Below are 13,647 nucleotides of genomic sequence, written 5' to 3'. Positions count from 1 at the left end.
GGTTTTCTTGTCGTTGGCAGCGCTCTACGCCCCACACGCGCCAAGCCCAAGGTAGAAAAATGCGCTGGAGTTGCAACGGCTGCTTTGGCGCGCGTGGGACAGCGGGTAAGGGAGCGCGATGACCGACATCGCCTCGCTGCCCTATCGCCCCTGTGCGGGCGTCATGCTAATCAACGCCGAGAACCGAGTCTTTGTGGGCCAGCGGCTCGATTCGGTGATGGAGGCGTGGCAGATGCCGCAGGGCGGTATCGATCCCGGCGAGGATCCTCTCGATGCCGCCTATCGCGAATTATGGGAAGAAACCGGGGTCGCGCGCCATCTTGTCGATCTGGTCGCCGCCGCACCGGAAGAATTGCTCTACGATCTGCCCGAGGATCTGGTCGGCAGACTGTGGAAGGGCAGATGGCGCGGGCAGCGGCAGCGCTGGTTCCTCTTCCGTTTCCTGGGTGCCGATGCCGATGTGAATATCCAGACTGCCGAGCCCGAGTTCCGGGCATGGCGCTGGTCCGATCCCAGGGACCTTCCCGAACTGATCGTGCCGTTCAAACGCGATCTTTATCGCGAATTGCTGACGGTCTTCGCACCGCATCTGGGCTGAGCCGCCCTTTTCGCGCCCCATTCGTCTGAGTATGAGGCTTGGATGCGCGCCCTGCTCTTTGCCCTGCCGCTGCTCCTCGCCAATGCCGAGGATCCTGACAGCGTTCCGCCGCCCATCAAGGCAATGCTCGACGCCGCGATGGACGCCGGCAGCGAGAGCGATGTCGCGACGATCGTGAAATATGCCAAGGCGGCCTCGCCCGAATCCGCCGAGACGGTGATGAAGATCGCTTCCAAATGGAGCGAGGATCGCCGCCAGACCGCACGGCGCAGGCTCCGCGAGGCCGATTTCTTCGATCTGGTAAAGGCGCGCGCCGAACTGGGCGGCTATGTTTCCTCCGGCAACACCGAAAATGTCGGACTCACCGCGTCGGTCGAGATCAAGCGCGAGGGGCTGGACTGGCGGCATAAGCTCCGCTTCCAGGCGGATTATCAGGAAAGCCTGGGCCAGGTGACGCGCGAGCGATACCTCGCGGCCTATGAGCCGAACTGGAAGCTGGGCGACCGTGCCTATCTCTACGGGGCAGGACAGTTCGAAAGCGATCGCTTCTCGGGCTTTACCGAGCGTTTCTCGATCTCTGCGGGCGCTGGCTATCGCGCGATCAAGCGACCGGACATGAAGCTCGATCTGGAACTCGGGCCCGCCTATCGCTCGACCCGGCTGATCACCGACATGACCGAGAGCAATGTCGCGGCGCGCGGCAGCCTCGATTTCGATTGGAAGCTCACGCGGGGCATCACCGTGCGTCAGAATGCGTCGGCTTATGTGCAGAGCGCCAACTCCACCATCGCGAGCAAATCTGCGCTCCTCGCCCGCCTGATCGGCCCGCTTTCGGCGCAGCTCAGCTACACGCTGCAATATGAAAGCACGCCCCCGGCAGGCCGCAAGACCACCGACACCACCAGCCGCGCCGCGCTCGTCCTGGATTTCTGACAGGCTATAGGCCGCGAAAAGCTGCGGGGGTGGGATCGCCCCGATTTCCGCGCTACCTACGCGATGATGCACGAGCTTTCGCCCATAGAGCGTACCGCAGTCGCCATTGCGCAGGCTTCCCCGATGCTGGAGCGGACGGAGGCATGGGCCGCGGTCAACAGCGGGACGCGCAACATCGCGGGCCTTGCGACGATGGCCGACATGTTGGCGGACGCCTTTTCCGCCCTCCCCGGCCACCTTGCGCTGGTTGAGCCCGATCTGGTCGATGCGGTGCTGACCGATGGCAGCACGCAGCAGATCGAGCATGGCCGCCATCTGCATCTGGCCGTGCGGCCGGATGCGCCGGCTCAGATCCTGCTGACCGGGCATATGGACACCGTCTTTCCCGTCGATCACCCCTTCCAGACCGGGCGCTGGCTCGCGAACGGTAACCTCAACGCACCCGGCGCGGCGGACATGAAAGGCGGCCTCGCCGTCATGCTCGCGGCGCTGGAGGCCGTGGAGGCGAGCCCGCTGGCGGCGCAACTTGGCTATGAGGTGCTGATAAACTCCGACGAAGAGACCGGATCGCTCTCCTCGGCCCCGTTGATCGCAGGCGCCGCAAAGGGCAAGGTTGCGGCACTCACCTATGAACCCGCCTTGCCCGATGGCACGCTGGCGGGCGCGCGGGGCGGCACCGGCAATTTCTCGCTCGTCGTCCACGGCAAGTCCGCGCATGCGGGCCGCAATCCAGAGGAGGGACGCAACGCTCTTGTCGCGGCCGCCGATCTGGCGCTGCGGCTGGCGGCTGCGCGTGAGCCGATGCTGGCGGTGAACCCCGCACGGATCGACGGCGGCGGACCCAACAATGTCGTTCCCGATCTCGCCATCCTGCGCGTCAATTTCCGCCCGCGCGACGCCGGTGCCATCGCGCGCGCCCAAGCCGCGCTCGATTCAGCGGCGACGCAGGTTTCGTCCACCCATGACGTGCACGTCCATGTCCATGGCAGCTTCAATCGCCCGCCCAAGCCGCTCGACGCGGGGGCCGAACGGCTGTTTCAGCTCGTCAAGGAAGCCGGAGCCGACCTAGGCATCCCGGTGTCCTGGAAGGCCACGGGCGGCGTGTGCGACGGCAACAACATCGCGGCGTGCGGCGTTCCCGTGGTCGATACCATGGGCGTACGCGGCGGCCTGATCCATTCGGCCGACGAGTTCCTTATCCCGGAAAGCCTGGCCGAGCGCGCCGGGCTCTCTGCCGTCACTATCCTACGTCTTGCCGAAAAGGGCCTTGCATGAGCTTCGTGATCCGCGCCGCGCGCGACAATGATCTTCAGGCGCTCTACGAAATGGCGAAGCTGACCGGCGGCGGGTTCACGAACCTCCAGCCCGAAAAGGACGTACTTCGCACCAAGCTGGCCCGCAGCCATGCGGCGTTCGCGCGGACGGACGATACGCCGGTCGAGGAATTGTTCCTCCTCGTCCTCGAAAACACCGAAACCGGCGAAGTGCGCGGCACCTGCCAGATCTTCACGGCGGTGGGGCAAACCTGGCCCTTTTACAGCTATCGCATCGGCATCGATTCAAAGCACAGCCAGGAGCTCAACCGCACCTTCCAGTCCGAATTGCTCAACCTCACCAACGATCTGGTGGGTTGCTCGGAGGTGGGCGGGCTGTTCCTCCATCCCGGCGAACGCGCCGGCGGGCTCGGTATGCTGCTCGCGCGCAGCCGCTACCTGTTCATCAAGCAGCACCGCGCACGCTTCGCCGATCGCGTGCTCGCCGAATTGCGCGGAGTGATCGACGAGGCGGGCGGATCGCCTTTCTGGGATGGCGTCGCCGGGCGCTTCTTCGGAATGTCCTTCCAGGAAGCCGACAGCTTCAATGCCGTCCACGGCACCCAGTTCATCGCCGATCTGATGCCCAAGCACCCGATCTACACGGCGATGCTCCAGGAAAGCGCGCGCTCGGTGATCGGCATGCCGCATCCATCGGGCCGCGCCGCGATGCGGATGCTGGAGAATGAGGGCTTCGCGTTCGAAAACTATATCGACATTTTCGATGGCGGCCCGACCATGACCGCGCGGACCGACAATGTGAAGGCGATCCGCGATTCGGTATGGTCCAAGATCGTCGCGATCGAGGGGCATGGCGAACCGGTGCTGGCCTCGGCCGGCCGCCTCGCCGATTTCCGCGCCGCTTATGGGCGGGTCGCGGCCCGCGACGGAGGCGTCGCCCTCGACCCCGATTGCGCACGGGCGCTGGGGGTGGCCGAGGGCGATTCGCTGCTCCACGTGGCCAGGCTTTAGGGTGTAGCCGCCTTCATCAACGCGAGGCCGCCCACGATCATTATCGCAGCGATAATGCGCGCTGTGCCTGCCGCTTCACCCAGCACGAGCACACCGACCAGGAACGCGCCCACCGCGCCGATTCCGGTCCAGATCATATAGGCCGTGCCGAGCGGCAGCGTCTTCATGGATACGGACAGCAGCCCGAAACTGGCGAACATGAAGGCGAAAGTCGCAAGCGTCGGCCATAGTCGCGTGAAGCCATGGGACTGCTTCATGAAATAGGCCCAGACGATTTCGAGCAGGCCGGCGACGAACAACATTATCCAGGCCATGACGGGCCCTCCTTTGCAAAAGGGCCGGGCCGTCCCGGACTTCATACCCATTCTTCTTTGGGGGAGGACGTGGCCTCGGCTTTCAGCTAGCCAGTGCATTCCCCATTTTCAAGCGGCGTCATGCAGACTGAAATCAACTTCGACGGCATCATCGGCCCCAGCCACAATTATGCAGGGCTCAGCCACGGCAACCTCGCCGCGACCCGCAATCGTGGGCTGGTCTCGAGGCCCCGCGCCGCCGCGCTGGAGGGCATCGCGAAGATGCGCGCCAATATCGCGCTGGGCCTGACACAGGGAATCCTCCTGCCCCACTCCCGGCCCGATCACCGCTGGCTGGAAAGCCTGGCCACCACCTATGCCGATGCAGACCCGCTGCTTCAGGCGCAGGCCCTTTCCGCGTCCCCAATGTGGGCCGCCAATGCCGCGACGGTATCGCCCGCGCCCGACACTGAGGACGGCCGGTGCCATCTGACCGTCGCCAATCTGGTGACCATGCCGCATCGCAGCCATGAATGGCCTGAGACGCTGGCGCAGCTGCGCCTGGCCTTCGCCGACCCTGCCTTTGCCGTGCATGGCCCCGTCCCCGCTCCGTTCGGCGACGAAGGCGCGGCAAATCATATGCGCCTGGCATCGGCACATGACGCTCCCGGCGTGGAGATATTCGTCCATGGCGAATCGGGAGGCCCCTTCCCCGCCCGCCAGCATCTTGCGGCCAGTGAAGCGATCGCCCGGCGGCACGGCGTTCAGCAGGCGCTGTTCGTCCGCCAGTCCGAGCAAGCCATCGCCGCCGGCGCCTTTCACAACGATGTCGTCGCCGTCGCCAATGGCACGGTCCTGTTCGCGCATGAACAGGCGTTTGCGGCCAAGGAGGCGTTCTACGCCGATCTTCGCGCGGCGCTCCCCGGAGTTGAGATCGTCGAGGTTCCCGCCGCGCAGGTGAGCCTGGAGGACGCGATCCGCTCCTATCTGTTCAACGCCCAGCTCGTTACCCTGCCATCCGGTGAAATGGCGCTGATCCTTCCTGCCGAGGCGCGCGATACGCCAAGCGTGTGGAACTGGCTGCAGGAGCATTTGGCGGGCAATGGGCCGATCCGCCGCCTCGAGGTCGTCGACGTCCGCCAATCCATGGCGAATGGCGGCGGCCCCGCATGCCTGCGCCTGCGCGTCGTCGCGGATCCCGCGACCGTCGATCCCCGCTTCCTGGTCGATGCGGCAAAGCTGGATCGTATAGCTGCGGTAATCGAGGCGCGTTGGCCCGAGCAGATCGCGCAGGATCAGATCGGCGAGCCCGCGCTCATCGCCAGCATCGAGAAGGCTCGCACGGCGCTCCTGGAAGCGCTCGGAATCGTCGAGTTAATTTACAGGTAACTGGCGCCGTTGACTCATAACGACAAATCCCGATAGTTTTCCATAGTTTGTAAGTTCACGATCTGGCTTCCCAGCGCAGAATGGCCGAATCGCCTAGCTTTTGCTGGTCTCGCCCGCGCGCGTAGTATTCGACCATCCGGAGCGTCTGGCCGGAAATCGCGGCAGTCTCCGCGATCGAGCAACCCGCCTCCAATAGCGCGATCACGGCGTTCTTTCGCAGGCCATGCGGCACCACCTTGGCCCCGAGGTCGGCCGCGAATTTCTGGAGCTTGTAGCGCGCTGCGGCGGCGTTGATCGGGCGGCCTGCGTCATCGGCGCATATCAGGATTCCGGTACGCTTCCGAGCCGTCAGGACGGCACTTAGAGCCTGGTGCAGCCGGATCGTCAGGACCTTGCCGGTTTTACGCTGCCGCACGCGGATGTGGTCGCCAGTGATATCGGCCCACGCCATGGCGAGAACATCGCTCAATCGCTGGCCCGTGTAGAGAAGCAAATGGGCCAATACACGCACGATATCGTCATTGCTCGCCAAAGCAGCATCGACGATATGCTGCGGCCACGGCTCATGCTCGCCGTCGTCGTTCTTCTTGATCCCCTCGCAGGGGTTGTTGGTCATGTATTCGCGCTCCGCACCCCAAGCGAAGAGCGCGCTGGCTGTCGAGAGAAGCCCGTTGGCCGCGCCCGGCGTATCGCCCATGCCGTCGAATATCTTGCGCATGTCCCCGCGTGTGATTTCCCCAACCGGCGCGGTGGGTAGCAACTTCTCTAGCCGTCGCAGGTATATCCCGTAGAGCTTCTTGGAAGCCTGCGAGAGCGCGGCATAGGCGCGGCTCCGCTCATATAGGTCGATCAGCTTGGGCACCGGCATAAGGTCGGTCTTCGGAGCGCGATTTCTGTGCCCGAGCAAGGCCGCGTAGCTCCCGCCGAACTTCATGTCTCGCAGATCCGGCAAGCGGGTGTAGACCCTCTTCCCGTTCACCGTCTTGCCGGTGTCGAAATAGAGGTAATCCCGGCCCTTCGACCGCACCCGTTTGACGTATTTAGGCAGCAAGACCCGGTTGATCCTTTCGCCAATCGGTGACGGCGCCGGAAAGGCGCGACAGTTCGCTATCGATCGCTTCCCGATCCCAATGCTCGTCACGGCCCAGCTTGATCGGCAACGGCAGCCGAGCGGCCGCAACCTCACGCATGAAGTCGGCCGGCGCAAGGTCGCAATACTCCGCAGCCGTCTTCAGCTTCATCATGCGGGGCCAGTACGGCTTGGTCATCCCCGCCCCTCGGTTTGGTTCGCAATAATGTGAGCGCGGACGGCTAGGCCGAGAGAGGTAAGGTAGGCGAAATCCCCGTGCGCAAGTCCTCGCTCTCGAAGCGCCTTTCTGGTGACGCCCGGCCCGAAGCAACGGTGAGGCTCGGTAGGCCAAGTCCTACGCGAGCGCCCTATCGCTTCCCGCTGCGCTTTCGTCAGTCCCTTCGCTATTGCTGCGATATCGGGGGCATGGGTCATTGTGCCTCTCCCAACTCGGCAGCGCGTGCGCGGAGGGCGGCTGCGGTTAGGGCTAAGGCCGGGGTGGCTGCGCGGCTTCCAACATTTAAGCCGAACCCCCCGCGCAATTCCCAGCGCCAGCTATGCGAATGCCGGTCTTCGGTTGCGAGACGTGTAAACCACCCCTCCGGCACCAGCATCATCGCGGCGTCGATCGAGGCGGTGTAGGCGGGCACCGCGACGGCTTGCGCGCAATGAGGGCCATAATAGACGCGCTCAATGTCCACGGCTCCGTGGCCGGTATTTTCGTTCATCGGCATCCAGTAACGGAACGGTGCGCGGTCGCAGGGCACGGCAGCCAACATGATGTCGCGGTCCAACTCCCGATCCGACCCCGTCGCAGCCTCCACCCGCTCCGCCAGCGCCAGCAATTCAGCCCGGTTGTCTGCAGCGCTCATTGTCCGGTGCCTTTGGTGTTGGGAATTCCATGCTTCGGGCAGGTTTCCACGTACCGCTCCGCCGCCGTGCAGGCGCAGGTCGAACTATGGTAATAGGCCAATTCGCGCTCTCCGGCCTCTCCCTGCGTTGAAGCTGTGGAGAGGCGGGTGAGAAGATCGACGATTTCACCGAGGCGGCGCACCCTTTGGGAATTGGGCGGCAGATCGCCGGCATAAGACCGCAACTCAGCGGTCGCGGCCTCCACCAGTTCCCGCACTTCCGCATTGTCTGGCGTGTCGGTTGACGGGGTGGTATCGAGGAAGTGGGCGGCTCGGCGGAAGTGCGCGAAATCCATTTGTATAAGCGCCAACCCGTCGCCTTGCGCGCTGAATTGCCGCGCCTTTGCCGCGAAGGGCTCAAGCAGTTTGACCGCCTCCCCCTCTCGCGAAGGCTGGGCGGCGGGGAGAAGGGCGGCATCCACGAACGCCGTGACGATGCGATCAAGCGAGTTGTAATTAACACCTTCCACCATTTGGTGGCCGGGATAATATGCCGGGTCAAAGGGTGTTGCGGAGTGGCGCGAGCCGCTGTTGGCCTCCGATACCGCTTCGCGCAAGTGTGTGAAATCACAGCGCCCGTAGGAGCCCATGCTATGGTAGCCTAGACTTTCCTCCCGCCCCATCCCCGCATCCTTGTCGATGGGGTGGAAGGCGAGCAGGAGCCTCAAGGCGTCGTCGAACGACACGACCACCGCGCAACGATCGAATGATCCGGCGTTATCGGCGACCTCGGTTAACCGCGCCCGCGCTTCTTCGCTCTGTGTGTTCATGAGGGGTCTCCGAAATGGGGCGGTTGAACGCGCCGCATCTGGAACCAGTCCGCCCACGACATTCGGCCACGGCGGGTCATCGAGAAGTGCCGCACTGCGCAGCCACGGCGACGGTCAGCGGATTCGATCTTACGGCGTGCGCGGAGCGTGCTCATGCTCCCCGGCCCTGCTGTGGCTGCGCCGGAACGACCCGAAAGCGCTCGAGCGGACTGGTCCAACCCGGGCGGGCACGCGCCTCCCGCACCCGTCGGATAAGGTCGTGGTCAATGCGAGGCGTGGTCAGCATCATCATATCCTTTCTGGCGGTCGGTTACCGGGAGGGGGCAACCGACCGCCCTGCCCTGCGCGACGTGCGCGGGTGTTTCGTCAGACGGCGATTGAGAAGCCGGCGGCGTTACGATGCCCTCCACCGCCAAAGATCGAAGCGACAGCCGATACGTCCAACCGATCATCGCGGCTGCGCAGGCTCCACATTCGCTTGCCGTTGACCTCGAACCACATGGCCGAGAACGGGGCGCTGGGGTGGCTGTCGAGCAGCACGTGACCGACTTCGCTGGCGAACATCGGCGGGCAGTTTACCGTTATCGGGCTGTGCTCCGCGAGAGGCGAGTAATCGGCGAACGAAGCGATCTCGCTAACCTTGGCGTCGAAGAATCGCTGCATGGCGCGCGCCTCGGTCATGATGCCCTGACTGCCCATTTCGAGCTTGTAGTGAATGGCATCGAACCGCGCGAAGCTGAACGGTTCAGCCCGCAACCACAGGCCGAACGGCTTCGTATCTTCCATCGTAAAGCGCCACAGGTCACGATCCTGAATGAGCCGTATAAGCATGGGCAGCGGGTCATCGTGGCAGAACTCCCATGCGAGTACGGCCCCCGACTTCTCCATATCGAAAAGGGCCGCAATCGGCTGTCCGATATGGTCGTCGTTACGGCGCACAAGCTTCATAGGGTCGTCGCCTGCCCAAAAATCGCCCGCCACATCGTCGATCCGCCAATCCGACAAATCTGCCTGCGCGGTCTTATGGTGATCTAGGACGATGATCGACTTGGCCCGCGATCCCATCTCGCGCAGCACGTCACGCTTATAGCTGAAGTCTACGATCAGGACGTGCTTGCCAGTTACGTCAGGCGGTGTCTGGCCGTAGTTGGCAGCCACATACTGGCAATCGTCGTGCCAACGGGACCAACAGGCCCACGCCGCACCAAAGCCGTCCGCGCAATGATCGTGATAGATCACGATATCGGGTTGATAAGCCATCAACCCTCTCCCTTCACGGAAGCAGGGACGCTATCCCGAGCCTTTGCCGCCATCCTCTTGACCGTGGCGTTAGGAACAGCAGTTTCCATGGCAGCGATTTCACGAAGGGCGGCGTAGGCAGCATCGCGCTCGCGTTTGAAGGCGGCGGCGACGCGATCCATGACGGCAGCAGTCGCGGGCTGCGTCCAAGGAGCGGTCTGTTTCGGTGATTTCTGAAGGGAAAAGGGCCACATGTTTCGTTCTCCTGTTGATTAGGGGTTAGGCGGCGACGCTGCGTGGCTCAGACCACCGAACATCGTGGCGCGCGCCAAACGCGTAGATCAGCTCAACCAGGCCGCTGAATTGCTCGACGGTGAGTTCCGACGTGCGCAGGCCAACCGGGAAGCTCCCCTGCCCTTCAAGCGCCGGCAGGAACCGCATTTCAGTGCCCAGGGCGTTCATGAAGCGGTGCTTGATGTCCTCGGTTGGGTACATCTCAAAGCCTGGCACCTGCTGCTGAATATCCTTGAGCATGGGCCAGAGCTTGCGGTTCTGCGCGTCCCGGCGCGTCTCGGCCGCAAGCTTCATGACGTAGCCATGATCGGCACCGTCGATCAGGCGCTTGGCGTAGGCGCGCTGGGTGTCCCCGAGCAGGCGGACGGAGATTGGCCTAGCCATGTTCGGCCTCCCATTTCGCGCGGCCCGGCCAAGCAGCCCAATAGGCCTTGGACGCCTCAAGCCCGTTGATCTTGAAGTTCGCCTCGAACGCGGGCCAACCGTGCTGGTGCTGCACGCGGTGGTGTTCCATGCAGAGTGGGATGCAGAAGCGGTCGGCGACCTTGGTCCCCATGCCCTTGCCGCCCGCGTAATCGACGTGCGCCGATATGATCCGACCGTCGCAACCGCCGCGATCGGAGCAAAGGCACGGACGCCCGCGCAGCCACTGGCGGAACGCGTCTGCGACCTTCCATTCAGGCCGGGGAGCATTCCTGTGCCGGTTGCGCAGCATGGCAGGGCCGAGATATCCGCGCATCAGATCCTCCGCGAGCCAAGCGCGAAGTCGCTACGGGCGAACGGAACGTCGTCATCCAGATCGTCGGGGAAGCCGCCACCAAAGCCGCCGCCGCCCCCGCTATCAGCACCGCCAGCAGAGGACCGGGAATCCTGTTGGCGGCTGTCCGCAGGCGACCCGCCCGCATTGCCAGCAGAGGGTCCGTCGAGCATGGTCAGGACGCTGTTGAAGCCCTGCAACACGATTTCCGTGCTGTATTTCTCGACGCCCGCTTGGTCCGTCCATTTCCGGGTCGCCAGCGCGCCCTCGATGTACACCTTCGAGCCCTTGCGCAGATACTTCTCTGCGACCGTCGCCAGTCCTTCGTTGAAAATCGCGATGGAGTGCCATTCGGTCTTTTCCTTGCGCTCGCCGGTGTTGCGGTCCTTCCAGCTCTCGCTGGTCGCGATGCGCAGGTTCACCACCTTGCCGCCATTCTGGAAGCTGCGGCTTTCGGGATCGCGGCCGAGATTGCCGACGATGATTACCTTGTTGATGCTACCTGACATTATCCCGCCCTCAAAAGGTTGGCGGCTCCGCCGTCATTCGCGACGGGCCGGTATTTCAAATTCAGTTCTGTGATTGCGTCGTCGATTTCACCGAGGAAGCTGACCACTTCCGCTTCCAGGGATCTGATCCGCTCGTCGTCCCGGTAGATGCGCCTCACTAGGAGTTGCAGCTCTGCCGGGAGACGCGGATCGAACGACACGAAGTCACACCACTTCCGGCCCGTGCAGGCCATCTGCCAAAGCATCTGGACGATATACTTGTCGGCAACGGCCCCGGTGCGCAGGACCTCGATATGCGTTGCTGTGTTGGGGCACTTAATCTCGACAAGTCCGTCATCGCCAACAAGGCCGTCTGGCGAAGCGCCCGCCATGCTGATCTTCGGATGCGGAACGAAGCCGACCTCTGCCACGTCAACATCAGCGAGGAACGCGTAAGCATCTCGGGCGTCCGCCTCGTGGTCCGTGCCCCACTGCATCGCCGCGTTGCTAAAGCCCTCTGTAGGGGTGCCCGTCAGACGTTCGCAGATGAGCTGAGCGGCATAGTTAGCGCGCGACGCGGAATAGCCGGTCTTCGTGCGGGCAACGATGTCCGCGATCTTGGACGCGGTCGCCTTGCCAAGGCGCATTCCGAACCATTCAGGGGTTCGCTGTTCGACTACGGCGCTCACTTCGCAGCTGCCTTCAAGTCGAGCTTCCGCAGGGCCTCACCATATCGGCTGGCGGGAAGGACAGCCAAGCTGTGCACCTTTAGATGCGCGCAGAAACGCCTCAGGTCCGCGCCGACTTCGCTCGCACGCCGCTGAAGTTCGTCCAATTGCTCCAGGCTAACAGGTGTGGGATCGCCACCACGGCGGCCGTCGTCATCCTCGCCCGTGGTCGTAATGTTGAGTAGCGCGAAGGCGGTGTAGCGCTTGCCGTAGGACGTGCTCGAGCCAACAGCCTGCACGGCGTTCTTGCTGCCGCTGGCGTCAGTCGGCAGAGTGAGCTCCGTCTCTTCGAAGTGCCCATCCCGATGCGAAAGAACGCCGGTGACGCTGATTTCAGCATCGGCGCGCCGAACGCGGAAGGTGAGCGCAAAACCATGCTCCGCCAAAATCGGGCGGATTGCTTCGTTTACGTCCTCCCACAAGGCGTAGGTAGATTGGACATTGCCATTGCGATCCTTGATACCGCCGCGCTCTGATACGACTGGCAGCCCCGGCTGCATGACGGAGAGGGCGGCAAAATATGAGGCCCGTGCAGAGCGATCCTGCACCCGCTCTTGCATCGCGATCAGGCGCTCCATTTTGTCGATATCGACATTCGGATCGCGAGCCGCGCGAGCGATAACGTCCAACAGACCCCCGCTGTAATCAGCAACAGCCGATCCTGACGTTTCCATTGTTGCGAGTGCGGTCATTCCATCCCTCCTGTGCATTGATTACGAACCGGATCACCGAGTTCGGGTTCTGGATCGCGAAGCTGGGCCGCCATCTCGAAGACGGAGCTGTTGCGGTTATCCTGAGCAGCGAAGAGGCTATCGATCAGGAGGCTGACCGGGGTTGCCGTTGCTGCAAGCATGCGGGCGTCGCGGACGATGCTCACAACACAATCTCCCAAAACCCACGCCCAACGATCCACACCGCTGCGTAAAGGGCGGCGAGGATCGTGACGGCTGCGGGGAGGTGGCGGGCGGTCAGCATGGTGCGCGCACCCCACGGGGGTGAACCTTGCCAGCACCGTTACAGGCGTCGCAGTGGGCGTTTACTGCCCATGGACCCGCGTTGTAGCGTAGGCGGCCCGAGCCATTGCACGGATTGCAGGGCCAAAGCTCGCGCTCCCAGCGCAGCTTAGCCGATAGCCGCTCGTTCTCGCGGATCATCGGGTTCTCTGGCACGTAAAATGCCATGCCGATATTCTCGGAGCCGCCTTGAATGCCGCCAGCGACATCCGCGATTTGCTCCGGCGTCATCTGCGCCAACAGGTGGCCGCAGCCAGCTTCATCCATCGAGATTTCGAAGCACTCCCGCCAATAGGCGTCGCGATCGTAACCCATTACCTTGCCCTCCCCATCCGAGCCCAATCAGGCCGCCCCGTCTCAAACTCAGCATTGCGAGCGACGATGGCAGCGCGGCGCTTCTCAGCCGGGCAATTCAGCGCGACGTAGCAATCCACGAACTGCTTACGCTCGCCGGGACGCAGGTCCGGATACAGCCGATCCGTCTCAGCCTCGCCTGCGCGCCGATAGTCAGCGGCGGTCCAATGGACGCGGCCAAGTCCGGGGGTCACTTCGACACCTGCGCATTCCGAACACGCCAAGCAGCTACGAATGCGTCGAAGTAAGCGGGCTTTCCGATCAGCGTCGGGCAGGCGCTACCGTTTCCGGTATTCGCGTGGTGGCGTCCGAGTTCACTGAGGTTGCGACGGGCGGCGGTCATGCGCGCACCAGCTTTCCGCCGCGAGCGACGTACCAGACGTTGGGCTCGATGCCGGCCTGGCCGACGATGCCGCAAGCTACGGACACAATGTCGAGATTGGCGTCGCGCTCGATGCCGAACAGGGCATTGCCCACGGCGCCGGAGACCTTGCCTTCATATGAGGATATGGCCGCACCTCGGGTG

The 13,647-nt window shown here is 63.5% G+C and carries 19 protein-coding genes; 5 read left to right on the top strand and 14 right to left on the bottom strand.

Going from position 1 to position 13,647, the window contains the following annotated elements:
* Positions 1 to 118 precede the first annotated feature (118 nt).
* The 4 genes from SSO01S_RS03540 (at position 119) to SSO01S_RS03525 (ending at position 3,816) form a co-directional block, all read left to right on the top strand.
* On the top strand, positions 119 to 598 hold the full coding sequence (locus tag SSO01S_RS03540) for an RNA pyrophosphohydrolase (protein ID WP_066795266.1): 480 nt from the start codon (positions 119 to 121) through the stop codon (positions 596 to 598).
* 42 nt (positions 599 to 640) lie between these two features.
* Positions 641 to 1,531 carry a DUF481 domain-containing protein gene (locus tag SSO01S_RS03535; protein WP_066795263.1) on the top strand — a complete coding sequence of 297 codons (891 nt, stop codon included), beginning with the start codon at positions 641 to 643 and terminating at the stop codon, positions 1,529 to 1,531.
* Positions 1,532 to 1,597: 66 nt separating this feature from the next.
* The gene (locus tag SSO01S_RS03530) at positions 1,598 to 2,806 is read left to right on the top strand and encodes a hydrolase (protein ID WP_066796264.1); all 1,209 of its coding nucleotides are present in this window, start codon (positions 1,598 to 1,600) and stop codon (positions 2,804 to 2,806) included.
* Positions 2,803 to 3,816 carry an arginine N-succinyltransferase gene (locus SSO01S_RS03525; protein WP_066795260.1) on the top strand — a complete coding sequence of 338 codons (1,014 nt, stop codon included), beginning with the start codon at positions 2,803 to 2,805 and terminating at the stop codon, positions 3,814 to 3,816. The genes SSO01S_RS03530 and SSO01S_RS03525 overlap by 4 nt, the downstream gene beginning before the upstream one ends.
* On the opposite strand, the gene SSO01S_RS03520 is transcribed toward SSO01S_RS03525, so the two are convergent.
* Positions 3,813 to 4,130: a DMT family transporter gene (locus SSO01S_RS03520; RefSeq protein WP_066795257.1), complete on the bottom strand. Its 318-nt coding sequence runs from the start codon at positions 4,128 to 4,130 to the stop codon at positions 3,813 to 3,815. The genes SSO01S_RS03525 and SSO01S_RS03520 overlap by 4 nt on opposite strands.
* Positions 4,131 to 4,250: 120 nt before the next feature.
* Between SSO01S_RS03520 and SSO01S_RS03515 the strand changes: the two genes are divergently transcribed.
* On the top strand, positions 4,251 to 5,498 hold the full coding sequence (locus tag SSO01S_RS03515; RefSeq protein WP_066795254.1) for an N-succinylarginine dihydrolase: 1,248 nt from the start codon (positions 4,251 to 4,253) through the stop codon (positions 5,496 to 5,498).
* A 55-nt stretch (positions 5,499 to 5,553) separates the two neighbouring features.
* On the opposite strand, the gene SSO01S_RS03510 is transcribed toward SSO01S_RS03515, so the two are convergent.
* The 13 genes from SSO01S_RS03510 to SSO01S_RS17680 form a co-directional block, all read right to left on the bottom strand.
* Positions 5,554 to 6,366: a tyrosine-type recombinase/integrase gene (locus SSO01S_RS03510; protein ID WP_218000334.1), complete on the bottom strand. Its 813-nt coding sequence runs from the start codon at positions 6,364 to 6,366 to the stop codon at positions 5,554 to 5,556.
* A 172-nt stretch (positions 6,367 to 6,538) separates the two neighbouring features.
* A complete protein-coding gene (locus tag SSO01S_RS17685; RefSeq protein ID WP_066795248.1) occupies positions 6,539 to 6,766 on the bottom strand; it encodes a hypothetical protein in 228 nt (75 codons plus the stop codon).
* Between the two features lie 232 nt (positions 6,767 to 6,998).
* Entirely contained in the window at positions 6,999 to 7,439 is a 441-nt protein-coding gene (locus tag SSO01S_RS03500; RefSeq protein WP_066795245.1) for a hypothetical protein, read from the bottom strand.
* Positions 7,436 to 8,248, bottom strand: a complete 813-nt coding sequence (locus tag SSO01S_RS03495) for a hypothetical protein (RefSeq protein WP_066795242.1) — start codon at positions 8,246 to 8,248, stop codon at positions 7,436 to 7,438. Before SSO01S_RS03495 ends, SSO01S_RS03500 begins: the two co-directional genes overlap by 4 nt.
* A gap of 366 nt (positions 8,249 to 8,614) precedes the next feature.
* Positions 8,615 to 9,508, bottom strand: a complete 894-nt coding sequence (locus SSO01S_RS03490; protein ID WP_066795240.1) for a hypothetical protein — start codon at positions 9,506 to 9,508, stop codon at positions 8,615 to 8,617.
* Positions 9,509 to 9,766: 258 nt separating this feature from the next.
* Positions 9,767 to 10,165 (bottom strand): recombination protein NinB, encoded by a 399-nt coding sequence (locus tag SSO01S_RS03480; protein ID WP_066795236.1) that lies wholly within the window; start codon positions 10,163 to 10,165, stop codon positions 9,767 to 9,769.
* A complete protein-coding gene (locus SSO01S_RS03475; protein WP_066795233.1) occupies positions 10,158 to 10,520 on the bottom strand; it encodes a DUF968 domain-containing protein in 363 nt (120 codons plus the stop codon). Before SSO01S_RS03475 ends, SSO01S_RS03480 begins: the two co-directional genes overlap by 8 nt.
* Positions 10,520 to 11,047, bottom strand: a complete 528-nt coding sequence (ssb, locus tag SSO01S_RS03470) for a single-stranded DNA-binding protein (RefSeq protein WP_066795230.1) — start codon at positions 11,045 to 11,047, stop codon at positions 10,520 to 10,522. The genes SSO01S_RS03475 and ssb overlap by 1 nt, the downstream gene beginning before the upstream one ends.
* Positions 11,047 to 11,715 carry a lambda exonuclease family protein gene (locus tag SSO01S_RS03465; RefSeq protein WP_083942821.1) on the bottom strand — a complete coding sequence of 223 codons (669 nt, stop codon included), beginning with the start codon at positions 11,713 to 11,715 and terminating at the stop codon, positions 11,047 to 11,049. The genes ssb and SSO01S_RS03465 overlap by 1 nt, the downstream gene beginning before the upstream one ends.
* Positions 11,712 to 12,446, bottom strand: a complete 735-nt coding sequence (locus SSO01S_RS03460; RefSeq protein ID WP_083942820.1) for an ERF family protein — start codon at positions 12,444 to 12,446, stop codon at positions 11,712 to 11,714. Before SSO01S_RS03460 ends, SSO01S_RS03465 begins: the two co-directional genes overlap by 4 nt.
* Positions 12,443 to 12,631 (bottom strand): hypothetical protein, encoded by a 189-nt coding sequence (locus tag SSO01S_RS03455; RefSeq protein WP_066795221.1) that lies wholly within the window; start codon positions 12,629 to 12,631, stop codon positions 12,443 to 12,445. Before SSO01S_RS03455 ends, SSO01S_RS03460 begins: the two co-directional genes overlap by 4 nt.
* 91 nt (positions 12,632 to 12,722) lie before the next feature.
* On the bottom strand, positions 12,723 to 13,082 hold the full coding sequence (locus SSO01S_RS03450; RefSeq protein ID WP_066795218.1) for a hypothetical protein: 360 nt from the start codon (positions 13,080 to 13,082) through the stop codon (positions 12,723 to 12,725).
* 378 nt (positions 13,083 to 13,460) lie between these two features.
* Positions 13,461 to 13,647 (bottom strand): hypothetical protein (locus SSO01S_RS17680; protein ID WP_218000333.1); only part of this gene is annotated, 187 nt, incomplete at its 5' end.

This window comes from Sphingomonas soli NBRC 100801 (assembly GCF_001591025.1).
Lineage (GTDB): Bacteria > Pseudomonadota > Alphaproteobacteria > Sphingomonadales > Sphingomonadaceae > Sphingomonas > Sphingomonas soli.
Note: the sequence above shows the minus strand (reverse complement) of the source record. Positions and strands in the feature narration are given on the sequence as shown.

Bases quoted from the DNA above. Each gene is read 5' to 3' on its own strand.
- SSO01S_RS03460 (WP_083942820.1), bottom strand. From the start codon at position 12,446: ATGACCGCACTCGCAACAATGGAAACGTCAGGATCGGCTGTTGCTGAT.
- SSO01S_RS03475 (WP_066795233.1), bottom strand. From the start codon at position 10,520: ATGCGCGGATATCTCGGCCCTGCCATGCTGCGCAACCGGCACAGGAAT.
- SSO01S_RS03535 (WP_066795263.1), top strand. From the start codon at position 641: ATGCGCGCCCTGCTCTTTGCCCTGCCGCTGCTCCTCGCCAATGCCGAG.
- SSO01S_RS17685 (WP_066795248.1), bottom strand. From the start codon at position 6,766: ATGACCAAGCCGTACTGGCCCCGCATGATGAAGCTGAAGACGGCTGCG.
- SSO01S_RS03525 (WP_066795260.1), top strand. From the start codon at position 2,803: ATGAGCTTCGTGATCCGCGCCGCGCGCGACAATGATCTTCAGGCGCTC.
- SSO01S_RS03450 (WP_066795218.1), bottom strand. From the start codon at position 13,082: ATGGGTTACGATCGCGACGCCTATTGGCGGGAGTGCTTCGAAATCTCG.
- SSO01S_RS03540 (WP_066795266.1), top strand. From the start codon at position 119: ATGACCGACATCGCCTCGCTGCCCTATCGCCCCTGTGCGGGCGTCATG.
- SSO01S_RS03530 (WP_066796264.1), top strand. From the start codon at position 1,598: ATGCACGAGCTTTCGCCCATAGAGCGTACCGCAGTCGCCATTGCGCAG.
- SSO01S_RS03515 (WP_066795254.1), top strand. From the start codon at position 4,251: ATGCAGACTGAAATCAACTTCGACGGCATCATCGGCCCCAGCCACAAT.
- SSO01S_RS03490 (WP_066795240.1), bottom strand. From the start codon at position 9,508: ATGGCTTATCAACCCGATATCGTGATCTATCACGATCATTGCGCGGAC.
- ssb (WP_066795230.1), bottom strand. From the start codon at position 11,047: ATGTCAGGTAGCATCAACAAGGTAATCATCGTCGGCAATCTCGGCCGC.
- SSO01S_RS03520 (WP_066795257.1), bottom strand. From the start codon at position 4,130: ATGGCCTGGATAATGTTGTTCGTCGCCGGCCTGCTCGAAATCGTCTGG.
- SSO01S_RS03500 (WP_066795245.1), bottom strand. From the start codon at position 7,439: ATGAGCGCTGCAGACAACCGGGCTGAATTGCTGGCGCTGGCGGAGCGG.
- SSO01S_RS03480 (WP_066795236.1), bottom strand. From the start codon at position 10,165: ATGGCTAGGCCAATCTCCGTCCGCCTGCTCGGGGACACCCAGCGCGCC.
- SSO01S_RS03510 (WP_218000334.1), bottom strand. From the start codon at position 6,366: ATGCCGGTGCCCAAGCTGATCGACCTATATGAGCGGAGCCGCGCCTAT.
- SSO01S_RS03495 (WP_066795242.1), bottom strand. From the start codon at position 8,248: ATGAACACACAGAGCGAAGAAGCGCGGGCGCGGTTAACCGAGGTCGCC.